Annotated in this window: 19 protein-coding genes; 11 read left to right on the forward strand and 8 right to left on the reverse strand. The window is 70.2% G+C overall.

Annotation, left to right across the window (positions count from 1 at the left end; all coding sequences use genetic code 11):
• Positions 1–27: 27 nt before the first annotated feature.
• Both CXY82_RS05190 and CXY82_RS05195 read right to left on the reverse strand, forming a co-directional pair.
• Positions 28–3477, reverse strand: coding sequence for an ATP-dependent DNA helicase (locus CXY82_RS05190; protein WP_104169969.1), 3450 nt, complete (start codon positions 3475–3477; stop codon positions 28–30).
• On the reverse strand, positions 3474–6788 hold the full coding sequence (locus CXY82_RS05195) for an ATP-dependent DNA helicase (protein ID WP_104169970.1): 3315 nt from the start codon (positions 6786–6788) through the stop codon (positions 3474–3476). Before CXY82_RS05195 ends, CXY82_RS05190 begins: the two co-directional genes overlap by 4 nt.
• Positions 6789–6886: 98 nt before the next feature.
• Between CXY82_RS05195 and CXY82_RS05200 the strand changes: the two genes are divergently transcribed.
• Positions 6887–7111: a DUF3107 domain-containing protein gene (locus tag CXY82_RS05200; protein WP_104169971.1), complete on the forward strand. Its 225-nt coding sequence runs from the start codon at positions 6887–6889 to the stop codon at positions 7109–7111.
• 6 nt (positions 7112–7117) lie between these two features.
• Positions 7118–7426 (forward strand): hypothetical protein, encoded by a 309-nt coding sequence (locus CXY82_RS05205; protein WP_104169972.1) that lies wholly within the window; start codon positions 7118–7120, stop codon positions 7424–7426.
• Between the two features lie 26 nt (positions 7427–7452).
• Here the strand turns inward: CXY82_RS05205 and CXY82_RS05210 are convergent, their stop codons facing one another.
• Positions 7453–8160 (reverse strand): ferritin-like fold-containing protein, encoded by a 708-nt coding sequence (locus CXY82_RS05210; RefSeq protein ID WP_233194223.1) that lies wholly within the window; start codon positions 8158–8160, stop codon positions 7453–7455.
• Between the two features lie 208 nt (positions 8161–8368).
• Here CXY82_RS05210 and CXY82_RS05215 point away from each other — a divergent pair, with 208 nt between their 5' ends.
• Complete coding sequence (locus CXY82_RS05215; RefSeq protein ID WP_104169974.1) at positions 8369–9961, forward strand: DEAD/DEAH box helicase; 1593 nt, start codon at positions 8369–8371, stop codon at positions 9959–9961.
• A 151-nt stretch (positions 9962–10112) separates the two neighbouring features.
• Here CXY82_RS05215 and CXY82_RS05220 read toward each other — a convergent pair whose 3' ends face one another.
• Complete coding sequence (locus CXY82_RS05220) at positions 10113–10982, reverse strand: PHP domain-containing protein (RefSeq protein ID WP_104169975.1); 870 nt, start codon at positions 10980–10982, stop codon at positions 10113–10115.
• Positions 10983–11220: 238 nt separating this feature from the next.
• Between CXY82_RS05220 and CXY82_RS05225 the strand changes: the two genes are divergently transcribed.
• Positions 11221–11703: an endonuclease/exonuclease/phosphatase family protein gene (locus CXY82_RS05225; protein WP_104169976.1), complete on the forward strand. Its 483-nt coding sequence runs from the start codon at positions 11221–11223 to the stop codon at positions 11701–11703.
• Between the two features lie 19 nt (positions 11704–11722).
• Complete coding sequence (locus CXY82_RS05230; RefSeq protein ID WP_104169977.1) at positions 11723–13264, forward strand: aminopeptidase P family protein; 1542 nt, start codon at positions 11723–11725, stop codon at positions 13262–13264.
• 16 nt (positions 13265–13280) lie between these two features.
• Here the strand turns inward: CXY82_RS05230 and CXY82_RS05235 are convergent, their stop codons facing one another.
• Entirely contained in the window at positions 13281–13880 is a 600-nt protein-coding gene (locus CXY82_RS05235; RefSeq protein WP_233199214.1) for a general stress protein, read from the reverse strand.
• Between the two features lie 54 nt (positions 13881–13934).
• On the opposite strand from CXY82_RS05235, the gene CXY82_RS05240 reads away from it, so the two are divergent.
• Genes CXY82_RS05240 through CXY82_RS05255 form a run of 4 tightly spaced genes read left to right on the forward strand, consistent with a single transcriptional unit; the run spans position 13935 to position 18617 of the window.
• Positions 13935–15266, forward strand: coding sequence for a magnesium transporter MgtE N-terminal domain-containing protein (locus CXY82_RS05240; protein ID WP_104169978.1), 1332 nt, complete (start codon positions 13935–13937; stop codon positions 15264–15266).
• Positions 15253–15849, forward strand: coding sequence for a DUF1003 domain-containing protein (locus tag CXY82_RS05245; protein ID WP_104169979.1), 597 nt, complete (start codon positions 15253–15255; stop codon positions 15847–15849). Before CXY82_RS05240 ends, CXY82_RS05245 begins: the two co-directional genes overlap by 14 nt.
• Positions 15842–17008 (forward strand): Mrp/NBP35 family ATP-binding protein, encoded by a 1167-nt coding sequence (locus CXY82_RS05250; protein WP_104169980.1) that lies wholly within the window; start codon positions 15842–15844, stop codon positions 17006–17008. Before CXY82_RS05245 ends, CXY82_RS05250 begins: the two co-directional genes overlap by 8 nt.
• Before the next feature lie 58 nt (positions 17009–17066).
• The gene (locus CXY82_RS05255; protein WP_104169981.1) at positions 17067–18617 is read left to right on the forward strand and encodes a succinic semialdehyde dehydrogenase; all 1551 of its coding nucleotides are present in this window, start codon (positions 17067–17069) and stop codon (positions 18615–18617) included.
• A gap of 41 nt (positions 18618–18658) precedes the next feature.
• On the opposite strand, the gene ppk2 is transcribed toward CXY82_RS05255, so the two are convergent.
• The gene (gene ppk2, locus CXY82_RS05260; RefSeq protein ID WP_369828412.1) at positions 18659–19528 is read right to left on the reverse strand and encodes a polyphosphate kinase 2; all 870 of its coding nucleotides are present in this window, start codon (positions 19526–19528) and stop codon (positions 18659–18661) included.
• Between the two features lie 170 nt (positions 19529–19698).
• Here ppk2 and CXY82_RS05265 point away from each other — a divergent pair, with 170 nt between their 5' ends.
• Positions 19699–19947: a hypothetical protein gene (locus CXY82_RS05265; RefSeq protein ID WP_104169983.1), complete on the forward strand. Its 249-nt coding sequence runs from the start codon at positions 19699–19701 to the stop codon at positions 19945–19947.
• A gap of 222 nt (positions 19948–20169) precedes the next feature.
• Here CXY82_RS05265 and CXY82_RS05270 read toward each other — a convergent pair whose 3' ends face one another.
• Positions 20170–20550, reverse strand: coding sequence for a Sec-independent protein translocase TatB (locus CXY82_RS05270; RefSeq protein WP_104101037.1), 381 nt, complete (start codon positions 20548–20550; stop codon positions 20170–20172).
• Between the two features lie 86 nt (positions 20551–20636).
• Here CXY82_RS05270 and CXY82_RS05275 point away from each other — a divergent pair, with 86 nt between their 5' ends.
• A complete protein-coding gene (locus tag CXY82_RS05275; protein ID WP_104101036.1) occupies positions 20637–21269 on the forward strand; it encodes an O-methyltransferase in 633 nt (210 codons plus the stop codon).
• Between the two features lie 268 nt (positions 21270–21537).
• Here CXY82_RS05275 and CXY82_RS05280 read toward each other — a convergent pair whose 3' ends face one another.
• Positions 21538–23082 (reverse strand): HNH endonuclease signature motif containing protein, encoded by a 1545-nt coding sequence (locus CXY82_RS05280; RefSeq protein WP_104169984.1) that lies wholly within the window; start codon positions 23080–23082, stop codon positions 21538–21540.
• Positions 23083–23410: the final 328 nt, after the last annotated feature.

A 23410-nucleotide genomic window follows, 5' to 3' on the forward strand; every position in this document is an offset into this window, starting at 1 on the left:
CCTGGGTGGTTCCATGCACACCGACGCCTACAACCTGTCGGAGTTCGGCGGCGAGTTCGAGGACGACGATGAGACCGGCTCCGGTTCGGGTCCAGGCTCGTCGTCATCGTCATCGTCATCGTCATCGTCATCGGCCGACGATGCCACCACCGGCGCGATCGACACCGTGGGCGACACCGCCTTCAGGCGAACGGACGACCAGGCCCGCACCAGGTCCTCCTCGGAGTAGAGCCGGTCCGGGGCGACGATCGTGTCGTCCGCGACGAAGTAGAACACCGCGTCGACGATCTCCGGGTCGATGCCCTTCCAGCGCGCATAGGCGAGCCGGTACAGGGCCAGCTGGGTCTGCTTGAGCTCGAGGTCCGCGGCGCTCGAAGGCGACCGGCCGGTCTTCCAGTCGACGACCTGGTAGCCCGTCTCGGTGCGGTAGACCGCGTCGAGCTTGCACACGAAGACCTGCCCGGCCAGCACGTGGTGGATCTCGATCTCGACCTCTTCGGGCTGCACCGACGCCCACGGCGAGTGCTCGAAGGTGCGCTGCAGCCGTTCGAGCTGGGCCTGCTCCAGCGGCTGGTTCTGATCGAGGTCGAGGTCGAAGGCGTCGGGGCCCTGGTCACCGAGGTCCAGTTCGCTCTCGTCCGCGTCGATCAGGTCGCCGCCCGACGCCCCGCCGGCGCGCTGTTCCACCCAGGAGTGGAACAGGGTGCCCAGCCGGGTGGCCCGGTACGGTCGCTCGGGCATGGGGCGGCGCAGGGCGGCGGCCACCCCCACCGGGTCGTCGATGTAGTCCTTGAACCGGGAAGCCGGAATGCGCGTGGGCAGCGGGACGGCGCCCGCGCCGGCGAGGCGCAGCATCCGTTCCTCGAGCAGCAGGGTGACCGCGTGGGACCACCGGGTGTCGCGTTCGCTCTGCGCTTCGGCGCGCACCCGGGCGGCCGCGGCCTCGACGAGGGGCCGCCGCGTGCCGAGCGGGTCGAAGGGCCAGTGCTCGTCGACGCCCTCCCCGGTGTCGGGTTTCTCGTCGTGCTCGCTGCCCTCCGGCAGCGCGGCGATCAGCCCGGCCTCGGCGAGCTCTTCGAGGTACCGACTGGGGGCGCGCACGGTGCTGCCGCCGCCCCAGTACGATCCGGTGAGCAGCAGCTCCTCCTGGGCGCGGGTCGTGGCCACATAGATCAGGCGCCGCTCCTCGTCGTCGTGGCGGGCGGCGAGCTGCTCTTTGTAGGCTTGAAATTCCGTGTCGAACGACAGCTGGGTCTCATGCTCCTGCCAGGCGAGCTCGGGCAGCTCGGCCCGGTCGCCGCGGAACGGGTAGGGCAGCTCGCCGAACTTCAGCCAGCCGGCCCCGTCCCGGGTCTGAGCCGGCAGGCTCTTCTCGGTCAGGTTGGGGATGGCCACATAGTCCCACTCGAGCCCCTTGGCCCCGTGGATGGTGAGCAGTTGCACGGTGCCGCTCTCGCCCGGCTCGATCCGCGGGCCCAGGTCGTCGTAGGCGGCGGCCCTGCCCAGCCAGCGCAGGAAACCGGCGAGGCTGCCGACCTCGTCGCTGGCAAGGAAGGCGGAGACCGTGTCGTGGAAAGCGTAGAGGTTCGCGAGGCCCAGGCCGTTGGCCTCGTTGGCGACGAGTTCCACGTCGAGCAGGAGCTCCTGCTCGATCAGCCGCACGAAGTCCAGCAGCGGCAGGCCGGCCCGCGCGCGCAGCCAGGCCAGCTGGCGGCCGGCGGCCCGCACCCGGGCCCGGCCGGTGTCGCTGAAGCCCGCGAGCTGCCCGTGGGTCTCGGGGGCGGCAGCCACGAAGTCGAGGGCGTCGACGAGCGACGCGCCCTCGTCGACGGCGACGGATGCCCGCATCTTGTCTTTGAGTTCCTGCGTCACCGCCTGCTGGGCCCAGTCGTGTGCCGCCAGCCAGCGCGCCACGGCCGCGAGGTGCTGCAGGTCGCGGGGGCCGACCCGGTAGCGACCGCTGGCGAGCAGTCGCACCAGTTCGCTGCCGGCGGCGGGATCGTGAACGACCCGCAGCACGCAGATGACGTCGGTGACCTCCGGGGTGGAGAGCAGGCCGCCGAGGCCGAGCACGTGGGCGCGGACGCCTTGCTCCCGTAGCACCTCGGCGAAGAACTCCATCTCGCGCCGGGCCCGGAAGAGCATCGCGCCGGACTTGTCGGTGCCGCTGGAGAGGCGCGTGGCGAACCAGTCCGCCACGACCCGGGCCTCGTCGGCGATGGTCTCCAGCATCGACGCCTCGACCCGCCCGTTCGCCTTGCCGGCCGGCACCGCGAGGGTGTCGACCTGGATGCCGTCGGGCCGGGCCCGGAGCGCCTCGCTCAGCGGCGCCACCAGCGCGTTCGCGGTGTCGAGCACCGTGACCGGGTTGCGCCAGGTGACGGAGAGGCTCATCGACGGCGACTGGCGGTTGGAGAGTCCGGCGAAGCTCTGCGAGAAACCCAGCAGGTTCGCCGAGCTGGCCCCGCGCCAGCCGTAAATGGACTGGTGCGGGTCACCGACGGCCATCACCGGATGCCGGCTGAAGAGGGTGTGCAGCAGCTCGGTCTGCAGCACCGAGGTGTCCTGGTATTCGTCGAGCAGCACCACCCGGTACTGGTCGCGGTAGCGAGCGACGACCTGCAGGGCCTTCTGGCAGACCTGCAGGGCGAGAGCCACCTGGTCGGAGAACTCGATCAGCCCGAGCCGGCGCTTCTCCACTGCGAAGCGTTCGGCGAGCTCGAACAGAACCGGCAGCGGCTCCACCGCCGCGAGCGACTCGGCGACCGAGGCATACGGGATCTTCTTGCGCGGGTTGCCGTAGGGCAGGTCTCGCAGATAGCCGAAGCCGGCGGAGAGGCCGGTCAGGTCGTGCGGCGCGGCCGGAACGCCCGGGACAACGGGCGGGGGGTTCTCGGCGAGGGAACGGCTGAAGGCGAGCACGGCATCCGTCACCGCGTCGAGCTTCTTGCCGAAGGGTACGAGCCGGCTGTCGCCGTGCTCGATCACCACCCGGCGGGCCAGCAGCCAGGCGCTGGTCTCGCTGAGCAGCACCGACTCGGGTTCGCGCCCGAGGAGCAGGGCGTTGTCGGTGAACAGGCGGCTGGCGAACGAGTTGTACGTCGACACCGTGGGCATGTTGAACAGGTCGGAGGAATCGATCGTGACCACCCCCGCCGCGGGCGCCGGCGGCTTCGGCAGCAGCCCCTGCGCGTCGAGCTGGTCGATGCGGTCGCGGATGCGCTCGGACAGTTCGCCGGCGGCCTTGCGGGTGAAGGTGAGGCCGAGGATCTGGTCGGGCCGGGCGTGCCCGTTGGCGAGCAGCCAGAGCACCCGGTTGGCCATGGTCTCGGTCTTGCCGCTGCCGGCCCCGGCCACCACGAGGGTGGGCGCCAACGGCGCCTCGATCACGGCCTGCTGTTCATCCGTGGGGGGGAACATGCCCAGCGTCGCAGCGATCTGGCGGGCCGAGATGGGCGGGGTGACGGACTGGTTCATGAGCTGACCTGCTTGATGACGTGGATTCGGCAGGACCCGTGCGAGCGCGGGTCGAGGCAGTGGGAACTGATTTCGGCGAGGAAGGTGGCGCCGCCCATGCCGGCGGCGTCCCAACCGACCCGGCTGCGGAAGGCCGCAAGCTCCTCAGGGGTGAAGGTGGGCTGGGTGGGATTGCGGTAATTCTGCTTGACCGTGCCGCTGGACACGATCAGGAGGCGAGCGCCGGCGAGCGGCATTCCGGCGGGGATGCCCTCGATGGCACCCTCGCTGAACGCGAGCTGGTAGGCGCCGAGCTGCGGATGCAGGGCCACCCCGGCGTCGCTGATCGGGTCGCCGCGGCCCGTCTTCAGGTCGACGATGACCGCCCGCCCGTCGCCGAGCCGCTCGACCCGGTCGACCGTGCCGGACAGCACGGCGCCGTCGACATCGAGCTGGAAGGTGCCCTCCGCGCTGAGCAGGCTGCCACCGCCGTGTTCGAAGTCGAGCAGGTAGGAGGCGAGCCGGTCGGTCAGCGCACGCGCCTCTACCTTCTGCACCCGGGACTGCCAGTCGGCGTCGAACTGAAGCTCACCCCAGCGCGCCTCGACGCCCTTCCAGAGCGCGTCGGGGCTATGAGTGGTGGAGTCCTCCATCACCTTGTGGATGATCGTGCCGAGGTTCGCGGCGGTGTTGGACGTGCCGCCGCCGACCTGCCCGATCACCCAGTGCAGCGGGCAGGTCTCGAAGGCCGCCATCCGCGACGGCGAGACGCGCACCGGGGCGTCGCCGGCCTCCGGGTCGTTGAGCGGGCGCACGGTGCTGGGCTCGTTCAGGCCGTACCACTGGTCGGGGGCGGCACCGACCACGTTCTCCCGGGCCAGCCGGGCCAGGGTCGCTGCGGCATCCGTGGCCCGGCTCGCGGCCTCGTCGCCGTGGGCCGCGGTGCCCCGGGTCAAATCCCGGCGGAGCCGGCCCACCAGGCCGCGCAGGGAGAGCGGGTAGCGGCTGATGTCGCCGGGCTCCGGAGCCGTGCGCGGTGCGGGCTTCGGCAGCAGCCGTAAAAAGACCGACGGCTGGTTCTCCTCGTTGTCGATGGCAGTCACCAGCAGTTCGCTGCGGGCGCGGCTGGCCGCCTGGGCGAACATGCGCAGCTCGTCGTGCAGCACGGTGGTGCGGGCGCCGGCCTCCTCCGGGCGCCGGCCGGCGGCGAGCGTGGCCAGGTCGCCGGCTCCGAGCAGCGAACCACGGATGCGCAGGTCGGGCCAGACGTTCTCCTGCACCCCGGCGATGACGACGACGTCGAATTCGCGGCCGATCAGGCCGCTCGGGGTGGACACGATGACCGCGTCGCCCAGCGCGCGCGGGGCGAGGGTGTCTTCGGGCACGTCGGTGTCGACAAGGTGTTCGAGGAACAAAACCGGCGGGGCGGTCGGGGTGCGCTCCACGTAGCGCTGCGCGGCGGAGAAGAGCTCCACCACGGCGTCGAGGTTGTGGTTGGCCTCGTCGGCGACGATGCCCGTGCCGGTGGACTGGTCCTTCCACTCCCGGGCGAGGCCGCTTCGTTGCCAGAGACCCCAGAGCAGTTCCTCGATCGTGGCGCCGGCAGCGTATTCCACGGCGGCCGCCCGGAGGCTCTCCCCGCAGCTGGCGGCCCGGCGGGCCGTGCGGTTGTCGATGGCGGCGAACAGGCCGGGGTCGCCGAGGGCCTCCACCAGGAGCTCGTCGGCGGAGCGATTCCGGTCACTGCTGAGTTCCTGTTGGCGCAGCGCGGCACGCAGGCGCCGCAGGGTGATCGGGTCGAGGCCGCCGAGCGGGCCGCGGAGCAGCAGGGTCGCCTCCTCGGGCCCCAGGGGTGTGCGGCCCAGGGTCACCTCGAGCGCGAGGATGAAGGCCCGCACGGCGTAATCGTCGCGGAGCGCGGTCTGCGCCGACGACACCTGGGTGGGCACCTCGAGCGCGGCGAGCCCCTTGGACAGGGCGGGCACGAGCGAGCCGCTGCGCACGACGACCGCCATCTGACCCCACGGAATGCCGCCGAGCACGTGCCGCTCCCGCAGCCGGCGGGCGATCACGGCGAGCTGGTCGGCGGGGCTGTCCGCGAGCATGGTCTGCACGGGGTTCGGCTCCCCGGCAGGCTCGGCCTGGTCCGCCTGCCCTCCGGGCTGGACTGCCTGCGCGGCCGGGTCAGCCACGCCGACGGCGAACCGTTGAGTGCCGGCCGAGGCTGCGCCGATGCGGTGCGTGAGACCCCGCACCACCCCGCGGATGGCCGCGTCGTGCCGGTACACCGTGCTGAGAACCAGGGTCGGCAGCACGGCGCCGGACAGGTACGCGCCCAGCCGGCCGAGGGCATCCGGGTGGGCGCCGTGGAAGGAACCGGTGCTGATATCAGGGTCGCCGAACGCAATGACGCCCACGCCGCGCGCCGCGAACTGGGCGAGGAGGGTCAGGTTGGCCTGGGTAAGTTCTTGCGCATCGTCGAGCAGGATCAGGCGCAGGCTGCCGAGCGAGCCGAGCGCCGCGGAACCGGCCGGGGCCCGGGCCACGATGGCCGCGGCGAACTGGGCCAGTTCGGTGGAGTCGTACTGGCCGGGGCGGGACTGGTCTTTCACGTCGTCGTAGCCGCGGATGAACTCGGCCGCGGCCACCCACTCCGGGCGCCGCTCGCTGCGGCCGAGAGCCGCGAGCGCCTCCGGGGTGACGCCGTATTCGACGGCGCGCATCATCAGGTCGCGCAGCTGCGTGCGGAACCCGCGCAGGCTGCGCACGTCGGCGCCGAGGCTGTCGGGCCAGTCCGGTGCGGCGTGCCGCGACTCAGGGTGTGACTCGATGTGCTGCGACCCGCCCTGCGCTTCGGCCTGCTGCGCTTCGGCGTGGTCCTGCCGGTGCCCCTCGAGCAGCTCCGCGATGATCTGGTCTTGTTCGCCGCCGGTGAGCAGGGTGGGAGCCGCGCCTCCCGCCCGGGCCAGGGCATCCCGCACGATCTGGAACGCGACCGAGTTCGCGGTGCGGGCCAGCGGGCCGTTGGTGGGCACGCCGAGGCGCAGCGCAAGCCGGTCACGCAGGGCCGTCGCCCCCGTGCGAGTGGGCACCAGCACAAGCACCTCGCTGGGCGAATACCCGTGGCCCCGCACGCACTCGGCGACGAGTTCGACCAGCGTGGTGGTCTTGCCGGTGCCGGGTGCGCCGATCACGGCGGCGCTGACTCCCGGGATGTGGCGTCGACCAACGGGCAGGGCAGGCTGCGCTACCAGCGCCAGAACGGCGCGTTGCGAGTCGTCGAGAACGACCGTTTCTTGCTCGGTACGGAGCGGGAGTCCCAGGGTTGTCACGTTTTCAAACGTAACGGGTTGCGCCGACAGTGAACGATGTCGGCCCGGTGCGCGGTTCTGTCGTAATCTGGGCGCTTAGGCAACGAAAGGCGCATCTGGTGGATATCCGCATTGGCATCTTCAATTCTCCCCGTGAGATTGGCTTCGAGACCTCACAGCCCGCGAACGAGGTCGAGGAAACGGTCGCTGCCGCCCTCGCCGGGCAGACCGGGTACTTGAAGCTCTCCGACAGCAAGGGCAAGGTCTACATCGTTCCGACCGTCGGGCTCGCGTACGTTGAGCTGGGCTCCGAGGCGTCCCGCCGCGTCGGCTTCGTCGCCTGAACAACCGTGGAACTGCTCTTCATCGCCCTCGGCGGTGCTGTTCTGGGGATTGCCGCACGGTATGCCATTCCGGGGCGCCGCGCACACGGCGCTGTCCTCGTCCCGGCGATCGGCACCATGGTCGCGTCCGTCGTCTGGGTGGCGCTGAGCTGGCTCGGCGCGCCCTGGGACGGTGGCTGGATCTGGTGGGTCACCCTCGGGGTGACCGCACTGGCATCCGTCGCAGCCGACCTGGCCCTGGTGCGCACGCGCACCGCCGGCGACGAGCGGATGCTGCACACCCTGATGCGCGACGGGCACCCGGCCGGCGCGTGACGAAGGCTCCCCCGTGCGGCCGGCGGTCAGGCGGTCAGGCCGAGCCCGTCCATGCGCCGCGTGTGCGTGGCGATGAGCTCGGTGAACACGGGTTCGATCCGGGACTCGGCTGCGGTGATGCCCTCCATCGGCAGAGCCGAGCGGGCGACCAGCAGGGTGTCCCCGACCAGGCGTCGTCCCCACAGGGCCAGGTGCGACCCGAGCGCCGGGGCGGCGCCGATGGCGGCCTTCAGGTGGGTGACGAGAACCTCCGTGCCGGCGTCCTGGCCGAGCAGGTGCGCCACCCGCGGGCCTACATCGCCGGGCAGCCCGTCGGACAGCCGGATGAAGAAGTCGTCGAGCAGTCCCCCGGCGAGATAGCAGCTGAGCAGCAGTTCGTTCCAGTCGGCGCCGGCCGTCTGCTCGCGGAACGCGTCGAGGTGGGGCGCGAACGGGGCCATCACCTCGGACGGCTCACCGCCGCGGCGACGGATCTCGGCCACGAGCCCCTGGTGCTTGGCGAGGGCCCGGCCGGCGGCGACGCTCAGCGCCTCCTTCGCGGTGAGGTCCGGAGCGATCGCGATGGCCAGGGCGAGGTTCTCGAACATGCCGAGTTGGAAGTACGCCGCCTGGCCGAGGTAGGGCAGCAACTCCGGCGTGAAACCGGCGATGTCCATTTTCGTGGTCGACTGACGTGCCCGCCGCGCCGGTTGCCGGGGTGCCTCCACGCGCTTCTTGCGCCCATCGGTCCACATGATCACAGGCCCAGCTTAGGACAGTGTCGTGCCGCCACCGCGGGTTCCGACCCACGCTGGGCGAATCGGTGCGTCCGGGTCCGGTATAAGAGACTTCACAGGGCCGCCCGATAGGCTGGGACCACGCCATCGGCATGGATCGATGGCCAGGTGCCCGAAGCAAAAGACGGGCGCATCCCGCTTCCAGCTAATGACAAGGCAATAATTCGTGACTTTCTCCGAACTCAACATCGACCAGGACATGGTTCAGGCTCTCGCTGATCAAGGCATCATCGAGCCCTTCCCCATCCAGGTGCAGACCATCCCCCTCGCCCTGAGCGGCCAGGACATCATCGGTCAGGCCAAGACCGGCACCGGCAAGACCCTCGGCTTCGGCCTTCCGATCATTCAGCGACTCGGGCTCGACCCCGCACCCGGCGTGCAGGTACTCGTCGTCGTCCCGACCCGCGAGCTGTGCGTGCAGGTCTCCGAAGACCTCGAGATGGCGTCCAGCAACCGCAACACCAAGGTTGTCTCCATCTACGGCGGCAAGGCGTACGAAGGTCAGATCGAGGCGCTCAAGGCCGGCGCGCAGATCGTCGTCGGCACCCCCGGCCGGCTCCTCGATCTTGCCAGCCAGCGCCTGCTCAGCCTCGCCAACGTGAGCGAGATGGTGCTCGACGAGGCCGACAAGATGCTCGACCTCGGCTTTCTCGCCGACATCGAGAAGCTGTTCTCGCAGACGCCGTCCACCCGCCACACGATGCTGTTCTCGGCCACGATGCCGGGCCCGATCGTCGCCCTGGCGCGCCGGTTCATGAACCGACCGATCCACATCCGTGCGTCCGACCCCGACGAGGGCCTGATGCAGGCCAACATCGAGCACCTTGTCTACCGCGCACACAACATGGACAAGGACGAGGTGATCGGCCGCATCCTGATGGCCGAAGGCCGCGGCAAGACCGTGATCTTCACCCGCACCAAGCGCGCCGCCGCCAAGCTGGTCGAGGAGCTCGGCGATCGCGGCTTCAACGCCACGGCCGTGCACGGTGACCTCAACCAGGAACAGCGTGAACGCGCCATGGCCTCCTTCAAGGCCGGCAAGAAGGACATCCTGATCGCCACGGATGTCGCCGCGCGCGGCATCGACGTGGACGACGTCACTCACGTGATCAACCACACCATCCCCGAGGACGAGAAGGCCTACCTGCACCGCGTGGGACGCACCGGCCGTGCGGGCAAGACCGGCATTGCGGTCACGTTCGTCGACTGGGACGACATGCACAAGTGGACGCTGATCAACAACGCGCTCGACTTCGGCACGCCGGTTCCGATGGAGACCTACTCGTCGTCGCCGCACCTCTACGCCGACCTGAACATCCCGGCCGGGTCGAAGGGGCGCCTCCGCGCCTCGCCCAACCGAGAGACCGCCGCCTCGGCTGCACGCACGGGTGGCGCAGGCCGCACCGGCGGCGCCGGCCGCTCCGACTCGGGCCGCTCTGACTCGGGCCGCTCTGACTCCGGCCGTTCCGGCGGGGGCCGCACCGGTGGCGACTCCTCGCGCTCGGGCGCCGGTCGCTCCGGCGCCGGTCATACCGACGCCGCACGCTCGGGCGCGAGCCACTCCGGCGAACTGGCCGGCAGCCGCCCGCCGCGCTCGCGCACCCGGGTCAGCGCGACCACCAACCCGGATGCCCCGGTCATCACCCCGGCCGCCGGCACTCACGACGGCGGCGGCGCCGAGCACCACGACGGCAACAGCGCCCCGCGGCGTCGGAGCCGCACGCGTCGCCACGCCCCGCAGGCCGGCACCCCCAGCTAGGCACCCCCTGCACGGCAGTTCCTGCACGGCAGTTCCGGCCGTAAGCGCCTCCACTTCGGCGGGGGCGCTTTTCGTTTGCCTCCGCGGCGGCTCACGTGAGGGCTCGCGGCGCATGGTAGACCGCGCGCCCTGTTCCCTAGGGTGGGCGGCGTCAGCCGTAGACGGGCGGCGAGCCCGTTCCCTGTCCGATGATGCGCTCGAGCACCTCGGGCGCCGTCGTGTTCTCGCCCAGGCGGTTCGGCTTGCCCTCGCCGTGGTAATCGCTGGACCCGATGACGAAGAGTCCGTACTTCTCGGCGAGCGCGTAGAGGTGGGCCTTCGCCTCGGGCCTGTTCTCACGGTGCTCGAGTTCGAGCCCGAAAAGGCCGGCCTCGGCCAACCGGGCCAGTTTCGCTTCAGGGATGACGTCGACCGCCCCGCGCGTCGCCGGGTGTGCGATGACCGGCACCCCACCGGCCGCGCGCACGAGGGTGATGGCCCGCAGCGGGTCCGGCGCGTAGTGGGGCTGGTAGTAGCCGGCCTCCCAGTGCAGGATTCCCGCGAAAGCCTCGCTCCGGGTGAGCGCGAACCCGCGGGCCACCAGTGCGTCGGCGATATGCGGGCGGCCGACCGTCGCATCCGGCGTGGTCTGTGCGAGCACGTCTTCCCAGGTCAGGGCGTAGTCGACGCCGATGCGCTCCACCATCTGCTCGGCGCGCACCAGCCGGGCCTGCCGCACCCGGGCGGTTTCGGCCACGATGCCGGCGTTGGACGGGTCGAACAGGTACGCGAGCAGGTGCACGCTGGAAAAGCCCACCCGGGTGCTGAATTCCATGCCGGGGATGAGTGTGAGTCCGGCGGTGCGGGCGGCAACACCGGCCTCGGCCCAGCCGGCGGTCGAATCGTGGTCGGTCAGTGCGACCGTGCCCAGGCCGGCCGCGGCGGCGGCCCGCACGAGCTGCGACGGGGTCTCCGTGCCATCCGACACGCTCGAATGCGTGTGCAGATCGATCGGACCACGGAATCGTCGAGCACCAAGCATTCCCCCATGCTAGTTGTGCGGCGGACCCGGACCGTCCCGCGGGGTTCCCAGCCGCCGCCATCGCCCGACTCGCCCTCGGCCAGAACGCCGACATCGTCACCCTGCCGGAAACCACCGAGGCCACCGGTGAGGCCGTCGCCGAAGCCATGCGCGAGGGCGGACGTCCGATGTGGGTGCACACCATCGCCTTCGACCAGATCTCCAAGGCCCGCTCCACGACCCTGCTGATCACCCCGACTTGGGCGACTACACGGTCAGCGACGAGGCCGGCTCCGGGCCTCCCGGCAACACCAACGTGCTGCCGACCGTCGTCGCCACGCCCGCCGACGACGTCGGGCCCACCATCATCGCGGTGCACGCCGTCGCACCCATTCGATTCGAGATGTCGAACCGGCGTTCCGACCTGGACTGGCTCGCCGAACAGTGCGTTGAACCGAACGTGATCATGGCCGGTGATTTCAACGCGACGGTCGACCACCTGAGCGGCCACGAGACATCGGCCGGCGCCGTCCTCGGCGACTGCCGGGACGCCGGACCGGCGACCGGTGCGGGCGCCGTCGGCACCTGGCCAACTTTCGCGCCGGCCCTGCTCGGCTTGCCGATCGACCACGTGTTGGCCACCGCAAACTGGCAGGTGCAGGGCCTGCGCGTGATCGAGGCGGAAGACGGCGCTGGCAGCGACCACCGCCCGATCGTGGCCACCCTCGCCCCGACCTCCTAGCTCAATGGGACAATGGGCCATGGCCACTTCCAGCGAAACCGCGATCACCCCTGCTCCCCGATCGAACGAGAACCGCTCCACCACCCCCGGTTCGGCCGGGTTCAAGGCGTACATCTCCAGCGACTGGGCCGAGCGCACCGAAGAGCTACCGCTCGCCCGCGAGCAGGCGCGCTTCGCGGCCGCCCGCCGCGAACTCCTTTCCGCAATGCACCCCGGACAGCGTCTGATCATCCCCGCCGGCCGTCTCAAGCAACGCTCCAACGACACCGACTACGCGTTCCGCGCGCACTCGGCCTTTGCGCACCTCACCGGCTGGGGCAGCGACGCCGAGCCCGGCGCCGTGCTGGTGCTCGAACCCACAGCGACCGGCCACGACGCCACCCTCTACTTCCGAGAGCGGGCCGGCCGCGACTCGGACGAGTTCTACGCGAACCCCGATATCGGCGAATTCTGGATCGGCCCACGCCCCGGGGTCGCCCAGGTTGCCGCCGACCTCGGCGTGCCGGTGCGCGGCATCGCCGACCTGGCCCTGGTCATGAACACGATCGACACCGAGAGCCTCGTGCTGCGGGAGGCCGACCCGCTCTTCACCACCGAGGTCGACGAGGCCCGCCTCCGATTCGCGGCGGAGAAGGTGCTCACGACCGACGCCTCCGACTCGCCGTTCAGCCTCGAGATCAACGGCGACCACGCCGCCGACGAGCAGTTCGCCCGCGGCCTGTCGGAGCTGCGCCTGGTCAAGGACTCCTACGAGATCGCCCAGATGCGCCTCGCCGTCGCCGCCACGGCCCGCGGCTTCGAGGACGTTATCCGGGACCTGCCCCGCTCGAGCACCCACCACCGCGGCGAACGGCTCGTTGAGGGCGTGTTCAACACCCGGGCCCGGTCCGACGGCAACGCGGTCGGCTACGATACGATCGCCGCGTCCGGCCCTCACGCCTGCATCCTGCACTGGACCCGCAACGATGGCGCCGTCGTGCCCGGCGACCTGATCCTGATCGACGCCGGCGTCGAGGTCGACAGCTACTACACCGCCGACATCACCCGCACCCTCCCGGTGAACGGCACCTTCACCGACGTGCAGCGCCGCGTCTACGACGCCGTGCGCGAGGCAGCGGATGCCGCGTTCGCCATGGCGCGTCCCGGCGCCGTGTTCCGCGACGTGCACGCCGCGGCGATGGCGGTCATCGCGCGTCGCACGGCCGAATGGGGCATGCTGCCCGTCACCGCCGAGGAGGCCCTGCTGCCCGACAACGGCCACCACCGCCGCTATATGGTGCACGGCACCAGCCACCACCTCGGCCTCGACGTGCACGACTGCGCGCAGGCGCGCCGCGAGATGTACATGGACGGCGTGATCGAGCCCGGAATGGTGTTCACGATCGAACCCGGCCTCTACTTTCAGCCCGACGACCTGACGGTGCCTGCGGAGTACCGCGGCATCGGCGTGCGGATCGAAGACGACATCCTGGTCACCGCGGACGGCCCGGAGAACCTGTCGGCCGGCATCCCCCGCACCGTCGAGGAGGTCGAGGCCTGGATCGCCGCCCTCACCACCTAAACCTGGCCGCGGACTGTCAGGGCAGCGGATGCTGCGGAGCCGCGGGCGGCTCTTCGACGCGAGGGGGCTCTTCGACGCGAGGGGGCTCCGACGGATGCGGCGGGGCCGGCACCGCCTGCTCGGCCTCAGCGTGCCCGGCGAGCAGGTTCCGGGCCCGATTGACCAGGGCGCCGTCGACGATTACCTGATAGGTGCTGGCAATCACCTGCATGGTCGATGTGAAGTCGCGGCGACGGCGATTGAGCGCGGCACTGACGACCCCGAACAGCATGCCGAACCCGGCGCCGATCATCACCGCGGCGAATACGAACGGCAGGCCCGCGCCATCCGGCGAGAAAATGAAGAACAGCAGCCCGAAGAACACGCCCAGCCAGGCGCCGGAGGCCGCACCGGCGAGAGCGACGCGCCCCCAGGTGAGTTTGCCGGTGACCCGCTCGACGGTTTTGAGGTCGCTGCCGAGGATGGAGACCTGCTTCACCGGGAAGTCGGACTTCGCCAGAGTGTCCACAGCTTCCTGAGCCTCGCCATAGGTGGCGTATGTCGCGAGCACCTCCCCCTTGGGTAAAACGGGGAACAATGCGGCCCTGCGCCCGCCGAAGGGGTTCTGATTGCTCATGAGTCCATTCTTTCACAGGACCGATCTGCCCTGAAGGTGGCCTAGATTTGATCTGTGTCTGCCACCAGAGTCTTCGTTGCCCGTTTGGCCGGGTGTACCGTTTTCGACCCCGCGGGAGACCGTGTGGGCAAGGTCAGGGACGTGCTGGTGGTCTACCAAAAAAACGACCCGCCCCTCGTCGTCGGCCTGATCGTGGAGATCCCGGGCAAACGCCGCGTTTTCGTGTCCATCGGGCGCGTCACCAGCATCGGTTCGGGTCAGATCATCACCACCGGCCTGATCAACGTGCGCCGCTTCGAGCAGCGCGGCGGAGAGGTGCGCGTCATTGCCGAGATGCTTGGGCGCACGGTGGTCTTCAACGACGGTTCCGGTGAGGCGACCATCGAAGACGTCTCGATCGAGGAGCTCCCCCAGGGCGGTTGGGCGATCAGCCAGCTCTTCGTGCGCCGCCCCAAGACCAGCCTGTCCCTCTTCGCGAAGGGCGCCACGACCTTCACGGACTGGGCCGAGGTGCGCGAGCAGACCACCGAGGGCCAGGCCCAGTCGGCCGAGCAGCTCATCGCCACCTACTCCGACCTCAAGCCCGCCGACCTCGCGAATACCCTGCTCGACCTCCCACCGGAGCGCATGCACGAGGTTGCCGGCGAGCTGCCGGACGGCCGCCTCGCCGACGCCCTCGAGGAGATGCCGGAAAGTGAGCAGGTCAGCATCCTGACCCGGCTCGGCGACGCCCGCGCCGCCGACGTGCTCGACCACATGCAGCCCGACGACGCCGCCGACCTGATCGCGCAGCTGCCGGAAGAGCTCGGCGAACAGCTGCTCGACCTGATGGAGCCGGAGGAAGCGGACGACGTGCGTTTCCTGCTCACCTACGCCCCCGACACCGCCGGCGGCCTGATGACGACCGAACCGATCATCGTCTCGGCCGATGCCACGGTCGCTGAGGGGCTCGCGCTCATCCGTCGCCACGACCTGGCGCCGGCCCTCGGCGCGGCCATCTGCGTCACCCTCCCGCCCTACGAGCCGCCCACCGGCCGCTTCCTCGGCATGGTGCATTTCCAACGGATGCTGCGCTACCCGCCCCACGAACGCCTCGGCACACTGCTCGACCAGGGTCTCGATCCCGTCACCGCCGACACCTCGGCCGCAGAGGTCACCCGCATCCTCGCCAGCTATGACCTCGTCTCCGTGCCCGTGGTCGACGAGAACCACCGACTCGTCGGGGTGGTGACGATTGACGACGTCCTCGACTATCTGCTGCCCGACGACTGGCGCAGCCACGATGGCAACGACGACGTGCGCCGCCGGGCCGAGGCCCGCACCGAACTGACCACGGGAAGCATCCCGCTGCACCACGGACGGAGGACCGGCAATGGCCCGAGCTAACCGAGCGGATCTCCGCCTCGACTCCCCCAAGGGTTTGCGCACGCCCGCCCTCGGCCGCAAGCGCCGGCGTAGCCGCGACCGCCCCAGCCGCGACCGCTTCGGCCGGTTCACCGAGGCCATCGCCCGCGGCATGGGCACGCCGTGGTTCCTGCTCGGGCTGACGTTCTTCGCCGTCAGCTGGATCGCCTGGAACACGCTCGCACCGGTGCAGTGGCGCTTCGACTCCGTGTCGCTCGGCTTCATCGCACTGACCCTGGTCTTGTCGATGCAGGCCTCCTACGCGGCCCCGATGATCCTGCTGGCGCAGAACCGCCAGGACGACCGAGACCGGGTGCAGTTCGAACAGGACCGGCAGCGCGCCGAACGCAACCTGGCCGACACCGAATACCTCGCCCGGGAGGTGGTGGCGCTGCGCCTCGGCATGAAGGACCTCGCCTCCCGCGATTTCCTCCGCTCCGAGCTGCGCGCCCTTCTCGACAACCTGGAAGAGCGCGAAGACCCGGACAAGCAGACCCGGAAACGCCTCCGCAAGGGCGACCGCGAGCGAGACCGCGACCGCGAGGAGCGATCGCCCAGTGCCTGAGCCCCTCTTTTCCGCCGACCAGGTGCTCACCGCCCTGGCCCGGGTGATCGACCCGGAGATCCGCAAGCCGATCACCGACCTCGACATGGTCGCCGGGGTGCGGATCGTCGACGGCCGCGCCCTCGTGGGGATCCGTCTCACCATCGCCGGCTGCCCGGCGGCCCGGCAGATCGAGCGCGATGTGTTGCGCGCCGTGGAGTCCGTGGCCGGCCCCGGCAACGTGACCGTGGATGTGAGCGTGATGACGCGCGAGCAGCGCCGTGCGATGACGGAGAAGCTGCGCGGCGGCAAGGAAGCCCGCAGCAACCAATTCGGCCCGGACTCGCTCACCCGGGTCTACGCCATCACCAGCGGCAAGGGCGGGGTCGGCAAGTCCACAATCACCGCGAACCTGGCCGTGGCGCTGGCCGAGCGCGGCCTGCGGGTCGGCATCGTCGACGCGGATGTCTACGGGTTCTCCATCCCCGGACTCCTCGGCCTGGTCACCCCGCCTTCCCCCGAGACGGGCAAGTCCGCCGCGGTCAAGCCGACCCAGGTCGGCGAGATGATCCTGCCGCCGATCGCCTTCGACGTGAAGGTCATCTCGATCGGCATGTTCGTGGAGGACGGCTCCGTCGCGGTCGCCTGGCGCGGGCCGATGCTGCACCGCACGATCACCCAGTTCCTCACCGACGTTTACTTCGGCGACCTGGACATCCTGCTGCTGGACCTGCCTCCGGGCACCGGCGACGTGGCCATCTCGGTCGGGCAGCTGCTGCCCCAGGCCGAGGTCATCGTCGTCACCACCCCGCAACCGGCCGCCGCCGACATCGCCGAACGCAGCGGTGTCGTGGCCCGGCAGACCGGCCAGACCATCTACGGCGTGATCGAGAACATGGCCGGAATCGTGCAGCCCGACGGCACGGTGCTGGAGCTGTTCGGTTCCGGGGGCGGCGCCGAGGTCGCGCGCCGGCTCGGCGCCGGGCACGAGTTCCCCGTACCGTTGCTCGCCCAGGTTCCCCTCAGCGTGCCGCTCCGCAGCGGCGGAGACACCGGGGTGCCCGTGGTGCACGGCGACCCGACCGACCCCGCGGCCGTGGCTATCCGTTTGGTTGCCGACCGCCTCGCCACCCGGGCGCGCGGCCTCTCCGGATTGAGCCTCGGCATCACCCCAAAGTAGCGTCGCCGCACCGGCGCCGCGGCGGAGCGCATGCGCCGCCCCCACCTAGACTTTCGGCATGCCTGCCTCCCCCCTCGACCCTGCCGGGATCACGACTCTCACCCGCTCCATACGTTCCACGACGGGGGCCACGGTCACCGTGATCGCGCCCTTCACCGGGGAGGTGCTGCACGAGCTGCCCGTCAGCGGGCTGCCCGACGTGCAGGCGGCCTACGCGCAGGCACGCCTGGCCCAGCTGGCCTGGGCGCGGGCCGGGTTCGCACGGCGCCGGGCGATCCTGTTGCGCGCGCACGACCTGATCCTCGAGCGCCGCGGGCTGCTGCAGGACACCGTGCAGGCGGAGACCGGCAAGACCCGCGGCCAGGCCTTCGAGGAGGTCTTCCAGGCCGCCGGCGTCACCCGCTTCAATGCCCTCGCCGCGCCGCGCGTGCTGCGCGGCGGGCGCCGCCACTCCGCGATCCCGCTCGTCATCACGGCCACTGTGCGCTACCGGCCCAAGGGCATCGCGGGCGTGATCACCCCGTGGAACTACCCACTCAGCCTCGCCGCCATGGATGTCGTGCCGGCCCTCGCCGCCGGCTGCGGTGTGGTGCAGAAGGCCGACGACCAGGGTGCGCTGAGCATCCTGTCGTTGCGTCAGGCATTCATCGACGCCGGCGTGCCCGAGCAGCTCTGGGCCGTGGTCGTCGGCGACGGCGCGGAGATCGGCGGGGCGGTCACCGCGGAGGCCGACTACGTCTGCTTCACCGGGTCGACCGCGACGGGCAAGCGGGTGGCGGCGCAGGCGGCCGGCAACCTCACCGGCGTCTCGCTCGAGCTGGGCGGCAAGAACCCGCTGATCGTGCTTGACGACGCCGACCCGGCCCGCGCGGCCGCCGACGCGGCCCCGGCCTGCTTCACGGCGATGGGCCAGCTCTGCGTGTCGATTGAGCGCATCTTCGTGCAGCGAGGTGTGGCCGACGCGTTCCTGCACGAATTCGTGGCCGTCACCCGGTCGCTCCGGCTCGGCGCCGACTACGACTACACGACGGACGTCGGTTCCCTCACCTCGCAGGCCCAGCTGGACCGGGTGAGCGCGCAGGTGGCCGACGCGGTCGCCCACGGCGCCACGGTCGAGGTCGGGGGCCGTGCCCGCCCCGACCTGGGACCGTTCTTCTATGAACCCACCGTGCTGACCGGAGTCACCCCGGCGATGGAGTGCTTCGCCGGCGAGACGTTCGGCCCTGTGGTTGCGGTCACCGTGATCGACTCGGAGCAGGACGCCATCCTGGCCGCCAACGACAGCGACTACGGGCTGAACGCGTCGGTGTTCTCCGGTTCCGTGCGGCGGGCTCTGCGCGTGGGCGGGGCCCTCGAGGCCGGCAGCGTGAACATCAACGAGGGCTATCGCGGCTCGTTCTCCTCGGTGGCGGCCCCGATGGGCGGACTGAAGCAGTCCGGTCTCGGCCGACGCAACGGCCCGGAGGGACTGCTCAGGTTCGTGGACGCCGTCACCATCGCGCGCCCGACGGGTCTCGTGCAGCTGCCGCGCACCGGCCACGACTTCGAGCGGCTGGCCGGGCCGATGCTGCTGCTGGCGGCCGTGCTGAAGGGCATCCGCCGCCGCTGACCCCGGGCAGCAGAGCCGTGACCCGGCTCCGCGAACCCGGCTCAGACGGTCAGCTTGGCCGACGCCGCCGCCTGCTGGGCCGCCTGCTGGGCCGCCTTCTCCGGCGCCAGCTTCGCCGCCTCCGCCTTGGTCGCCTTCTTCGCGTTCTTCTTGATCTTGGCCTTGCCCTTCGGCTTCGCCGTGGGCTTTCCCAGCGTGGTCGTGATGTCCGGCACTGGCCGGTTCAGCTCGCGCGGCGGGCGCTCGTACTCCGAGCCGGCGGGGCGAGTCGGAATGGTCACCTGGGGCGGCTCGCGATGAGTGTAGGGGACGATCGACAGCAGGTGGCTGATCATGTTGAGGCGCGCGGCCCGCTTGTCCTCGCTCTCGACGACCCACCATGGGGCCTCCGGCAGATCGGTGTGCACGAACATCTCGTCTTTGGCGCGGGAATAATCGACCCACTTCGTGATCGAGAAAAGGTCGGTCCCAGACAGCTTCCAGCGGCGCATCGGGTCGTTCAGCCGTGACCGGAACCGCCTCTCCTGCTCGGTGTCGGACACCGAGAACCAGTACTTGACGAGCAGAATGCCGTCTTCGACCAGCATCCGTTCGAAGAGGGGCGCCTGGTGCAGGAAGCGGCGGTACTCGTCGGGGGTGCAGTACCCCATCACGTGTTCGACGCCGGCGCGGTTGTACCAGGAGCGGTCCATCAGCACGATCTCACCCGTGGAGGGCAGGTGTTCGATGTACCGCTGGAAGTACCACTGGCCGCGCTCGCGCTCGGTCGGCACCGGCAGGGCGACGATCCGGGCGACGCGGGGATTGAGGAACTCGCTGACCCGCTTGATCGCGGACCCCTTGCCGGCCGCGTCCCGGCCCTCGAAGATCACGACGATGCGGGCCCCGGACTCCTTGACCCATTCCTGCATGGCGACCAACTCGGTCTGCAGATTGCGCAACTCGGCGGAGTAGACGGGCAGCGGCACCCGCTTGGGCTTCGCGTGGGTGTTCGACGGCTTCGACACGGTCACACTCCTCAGATACGTGGGTTCAGCGTAGCGTGCACGCATCGCCCGTATGGCCCGGCCTGCATATTCTGGTGCGCACTGCGCCGCTCACCGCCCGGCCCTCGGCCTCAGCCTCGGACCCCGGCACGCATTTCTCCTGCTCGAGAATCATCGCCGACGATCTATCGCCCGCCGTCGGACAGGCCGTCGCCCTTTCCCGGCTGGGCAACGACCGAGTGGCCGTGGCGGACACCGGCGAGGGTGCGGCCAACCAGGGGACCTTCCGCGCATCGCTCTTTCCGGCCGGGCGCCTGATCGTAGTCGACGACGACTTCTCGTGATTCGGGCTGTCCGGCGAGGTCATCGCAGCGGTCGGGAACACGATCCGAGCGCACTCAGCCCGTGTCGCGGGTCTACGTGCCCGACCTGCCCAACCTGCCCAACCTGCCCAACCTGCCCAACGTACCCGTTCCCGACGTCCGCCAGCTCGAATACGCCGCGTCCGGTGTGCTCGTCACCTAGTTCGTTTGGCCACGTGGCTGCGTGGCTACGTGGCTACGTGGCTACGTGGCTTCGGAGTCGAAGGGCGCCGGCAGCGTGGCGGCCTCCCTGGCGCGCTTGCGTTGCAGATAGGCGCCGTCGGGATTCGGCACCGCCCGCGACACGGTCGCCGATTGGCCTTTCAGCTCGTCTTCGTCGGTGAGAGCTTCACGGATGATGCGGCGCGGGTCATACTGACGCGGGTCGAGTTTCTTCCAGTCGACGTCGTCGAAATCCGGGCCCATCTCGTCCCGCATCCGGTCTTTGGCCCCGTTGGCCAGGTTCCGGAGCTGCTTCACGAGGCGGGCGAGCTGGGCGGCATAGTGGGGAAGCCGTTCGGGTCCGAGCAGGAAGACGGCGACAATCCCGATCAGTAATATCTTCTCGAAGGTCAAACCGAACATTCCCCCAGAATAACCCCCGGCGAGGCCTCCCCGGACCATGCCCGGCCCCCCTTAGGCTTGACCCATTCACCTACTGGAGTTGCGCTGTGTCTGACAAAGATCTGAACTGGAAATTCTCCGACGACTCAGTCGTGGAGTCCGACGCTGTGGCGCGGGCCAGACAGCAGTCCCTCGAACTCGGAATCGACGCGATTTCTCCGGCGGTCGGCGCTCAATCGGCCGTGATCGCGGCCGCCACCGGGGCCCGGAGCATTCTCGAGGTCGGCACCGGTGCCGGCGTCTCCGGCATCTGGCTGCTCACCGGCGCCCCCGGCGCCACCCTCACCTCGATCGACACCGAGGTCGACCACCAGCAGCACGCCAAAGCCAACTTCGCCGAAGCCGGCATCCCCGCGAACCGGGTACGCCTGATCACGGGCCGGGCAGCGGACGTACTGCCACGCATGAACGAGAACTCCTACGACATTGTGTTCGTCGACGCCGATCCGCAGTGCGTGATCGAGTACGTCGAGCACGCCCTGCGCCTGGCCCGCCCGGGCGGAACCGTGCTCGTGGCCCACGCGCTCTGGCGCGGCCGCGTGGCCAACCCGGCCCAGCGCGACGATGTGGCGACCGGCTTCCGCACCCTGTTGACCGTCATCGCCTCGTCCACCGCAGTCATCAGTGCCCTCTCCCCTGTGGGCGACGGCCTGCTGCAGATCACCAAGCTCCGCGCCTAGACGGTCGAGCACACCCTCCGGTGGTCGAGCCGATCGGTGGTCGAGCCTGTCGGTGGTCGAGCCTGTCGAGACCCGGTGCGCCGGCCTCGGAGGCCCCCACACCGGCATCCGTTGTCGCCACCCGCGCTAACGGATGCCCCGGGCCGGGTTCGGAAGATGGCCCGCCTGGTTTCGACGACCTCGACCACCGGGCTCAGGTCGCTCGCGGCCGGGGACTTAAGCTGACGTCGGTCGTGCCTGCCGAGACCGGTGACCCGATCCGGGGGACTTACCCTGACGTTGGTCGAGCCTGCCGAGGCCGAGGCCGTGCCCGGTTGGCCGGGTTCCCTCCCCCAGGCCGCCATGTCCGGGTGGGGTCGAAGCAGTAGGGTGCCCTGATTTGGGGTTTGCCGCGGATCATGCGGATGTTCCAGCCGGAGGTGTCGATGCTGTGGTGGTGGTACCAGCAGAGCAGTACCCCGTTGGTGATCTCGGTTTTTCCGCCGCGGTGCCAGGGGATGACGTGGTGTACTTCGCACCAGGCTGCGGGCACGGTGCAGCCGGGGATGGTGCAGCCGCCGTCGCGGGCGGCGATGGCGCGGCGTTGGGCCCGGTTGAAGAAACGATTCTCGGTGCTGAGGCTGAGGACCTCGTTCCTCAGGCCGAACACGATCTCCTGAAATCCGCCGGCGCAGAGCGCCTGCTTCACACTTGTCAGCGAGATCGGCACTTCGACGCCGTCGATCCAGCCCACCCCGCGGTCGGCGGTCAGGTCGGCCTGGTTGACGTGGATCATGACGGTGGGGGCGGCGCCGCCCATGGTCGGGGTTCCCGCGTCGCGGGTGGCGGCTTCGAACACCCCGCGGAGGATGTCGGCGCGTTTCTGACCGCCGTTACGGTCGTCGCTGAGGGCCGCGGCCTCGGCGCCCGGGATCAGCTGCCCGGCCGCCATGCGCGCCTGTTCCTTGGCCGTGGGGAATGCCGGGGTGGCGTGGGCGGAGAGGTACGTGTCGAAGATGGCGTTCATGATGCCGCGGAGCTCCGGCGTGACGCCGCCGCGGAGCGGGTAGAGGCCGTCGCGGAAGAGCCCGAAGCCCACAGTGCTGCGGGCTTCGGCGACGGGCTCGTTGGGGGCGGTGCCGTCGGGATCGAGGCGAGCCTGCCACTGCCCCGCCATACCCCGCACCAGGTCCGCAGGAAACGCGAACCCCTCACCGGGCAGGCCGCGGGTTTCGTCGGTGACGGCGCCGGTCGCGCTGGCCACCAGGGCACGTTCGGCGGTGCCGAGGTCGTCGGTTGCGACCCGGGCCGCGACCTGGTCGAGGGCGGTGACGATGTTCTCGGCCGCGTCGACGCCGAGGTCTCCGGCGGTGAGGGCATCGGCCACGGCCGGGTAGTAGGGCGGCAGCATGCTGGTGCCCGCCCGGCGCGGGGTGACGTTCTCGCCCAGGCGCACCCGCCGGTTCGCCTCACGGGAAGAGACGAGGGTCAGACGGGTGATCAGGTCGATGCCGCTGCTGGCCCCGTTCTGATCCGCCAGGGACTCATGGCCCAGGATACGGAGGCACCGCACCGAAATGTCAGCGGCAGAGGCCACCCTGGCGGCATCGACCCGGCGGCCGAGGTCTTCGACCGTGCCCAGCACCATCATCGCCTCCGCCTCGCCCAGGAGGGAGAAGGACACCGAGTCCAGCACGGCCGCGGCCAGGTCACGGGCCTGCTGGAGCTGCTGCACGAGGTGTGCACGGGGTGCCTGCGCGAGGGGTGCCTGCGCGAGGGAAGGCACCGCCTGCGGTGAGGCGGTGGGGTGGTGCGGAGTGGGGGCTCCAGCCATGCCTACATCGTAGACACGTTCTAAGTTGGAGTCAATAGATGAGGAAAGATAACTGTTGAGTTTCGTCTTCCTGTTCTAATCAATTCGGTGACAGGGGGGTGGCGACGCGGGGCACGGATGGTGCGGCGCGGGTTTGCAGGCTGGACCGCCGGGTTTCGGCACGCTCAACCACCGGCGGCGGGCGCAGCCAGCCCAGGGCATCCGTTGTGACGTTAACTCGGAGAAATACGCGACACGCCGGGACTGATGGCTGGGGTGACCCGGTCTTTTCGGACGGGGTCCTTGGTTTCATTTTAGGCGGCGAGTGTGAGTTTGATGAGGCGTTCGG

This window comes from Cryobacterium sp. M23 (assembly GCF_002929655.1).
Lineage (GTDB): Bacteria > Actinomycetota > Actinomycetes > Actinomycetales > Microbacteriaceae > Cryobacterium > Cryobacterium sandaracinum.

What these genes read in the sequence shown, in the direction of transcription:
- CXY82_RS05220 (WP_104169975.1), bottom strand. Translation starts at nt 10,982, where the DNA reads ATGCTTGGTGCTCGACGATTCCGTGGTCCGATCGATCTGCACACGCAT.
- CXY82_RS05245 (WP_104169979.1), top strand. Translation starts at nt 15,253, where the DNA reads ATGGCCCGAGCTAACCGAGCGGATCTCCGCCTCGACTCCCCCAAGGGT.
- ppk2 (WP_369828412.1), bottom strand. Translation starts at nt 19,528, where the DNA reads ATGCAGGAATGGGTCAAGGAGTCCGGGGCCCGCATCGTCGTGATCTTC.
- CXY82_RS05280 (WP_104169984.1), bottom strand. Translation starts at nt 23,082, where the DNA reads ATGGCTGGAGCCCCCACTCCGCACCACCCCACCGCCTCACCGCAGGCG.
- CXY82_RS05190 (WP_104169969.1), bottom strand. Translation starts at nt 3,477, where the DNA reads ATGAACCAGTCCGTCACCCCGCCCATCTCGGCCCGCCAGATCGCTGCG.
- CXY82_RS05210 (WP_233194223.1), bottom strand. Translation starts at nt 8,160, where the DNA reads ATGTGGACCGATGGGCGCAAGAAGCGCGTGGAGGCACCCCGGCAACCG.
- CXY82_RS05230 (WP_104169977.1), top strand. Translation starts at nt 11,723, where the DNA reads ATGGCCACTTCCAGCGAAACCGCGATCACCCCTGCTCCCCGATCGAAC.
- CXY82_RS05255 (WP_104169981.1), top strand. Translation starts at nt 17,067, where the DNA reads ATGCCTGCCTCCCCCCTCGACCCTGCCGGGATCACGACTCTCACCCGC.
- CXY82_RS05235 (WP_233199214.1), bottom strand. Translation starts at nt 13,880, where the DNA reads ATGAGCAATCAGAACCCCTTCGGCGGGCGCAGGGCCGCATTGTTCCCC.
- CXY82_RS05270 (WP_104101037.1), bottom strand. Translation starts at nt 20,550, where the DNA reads ATGTTCGGTTTGACCTTCGAGAAGATATTACTGATCGGGATTGTCGCC.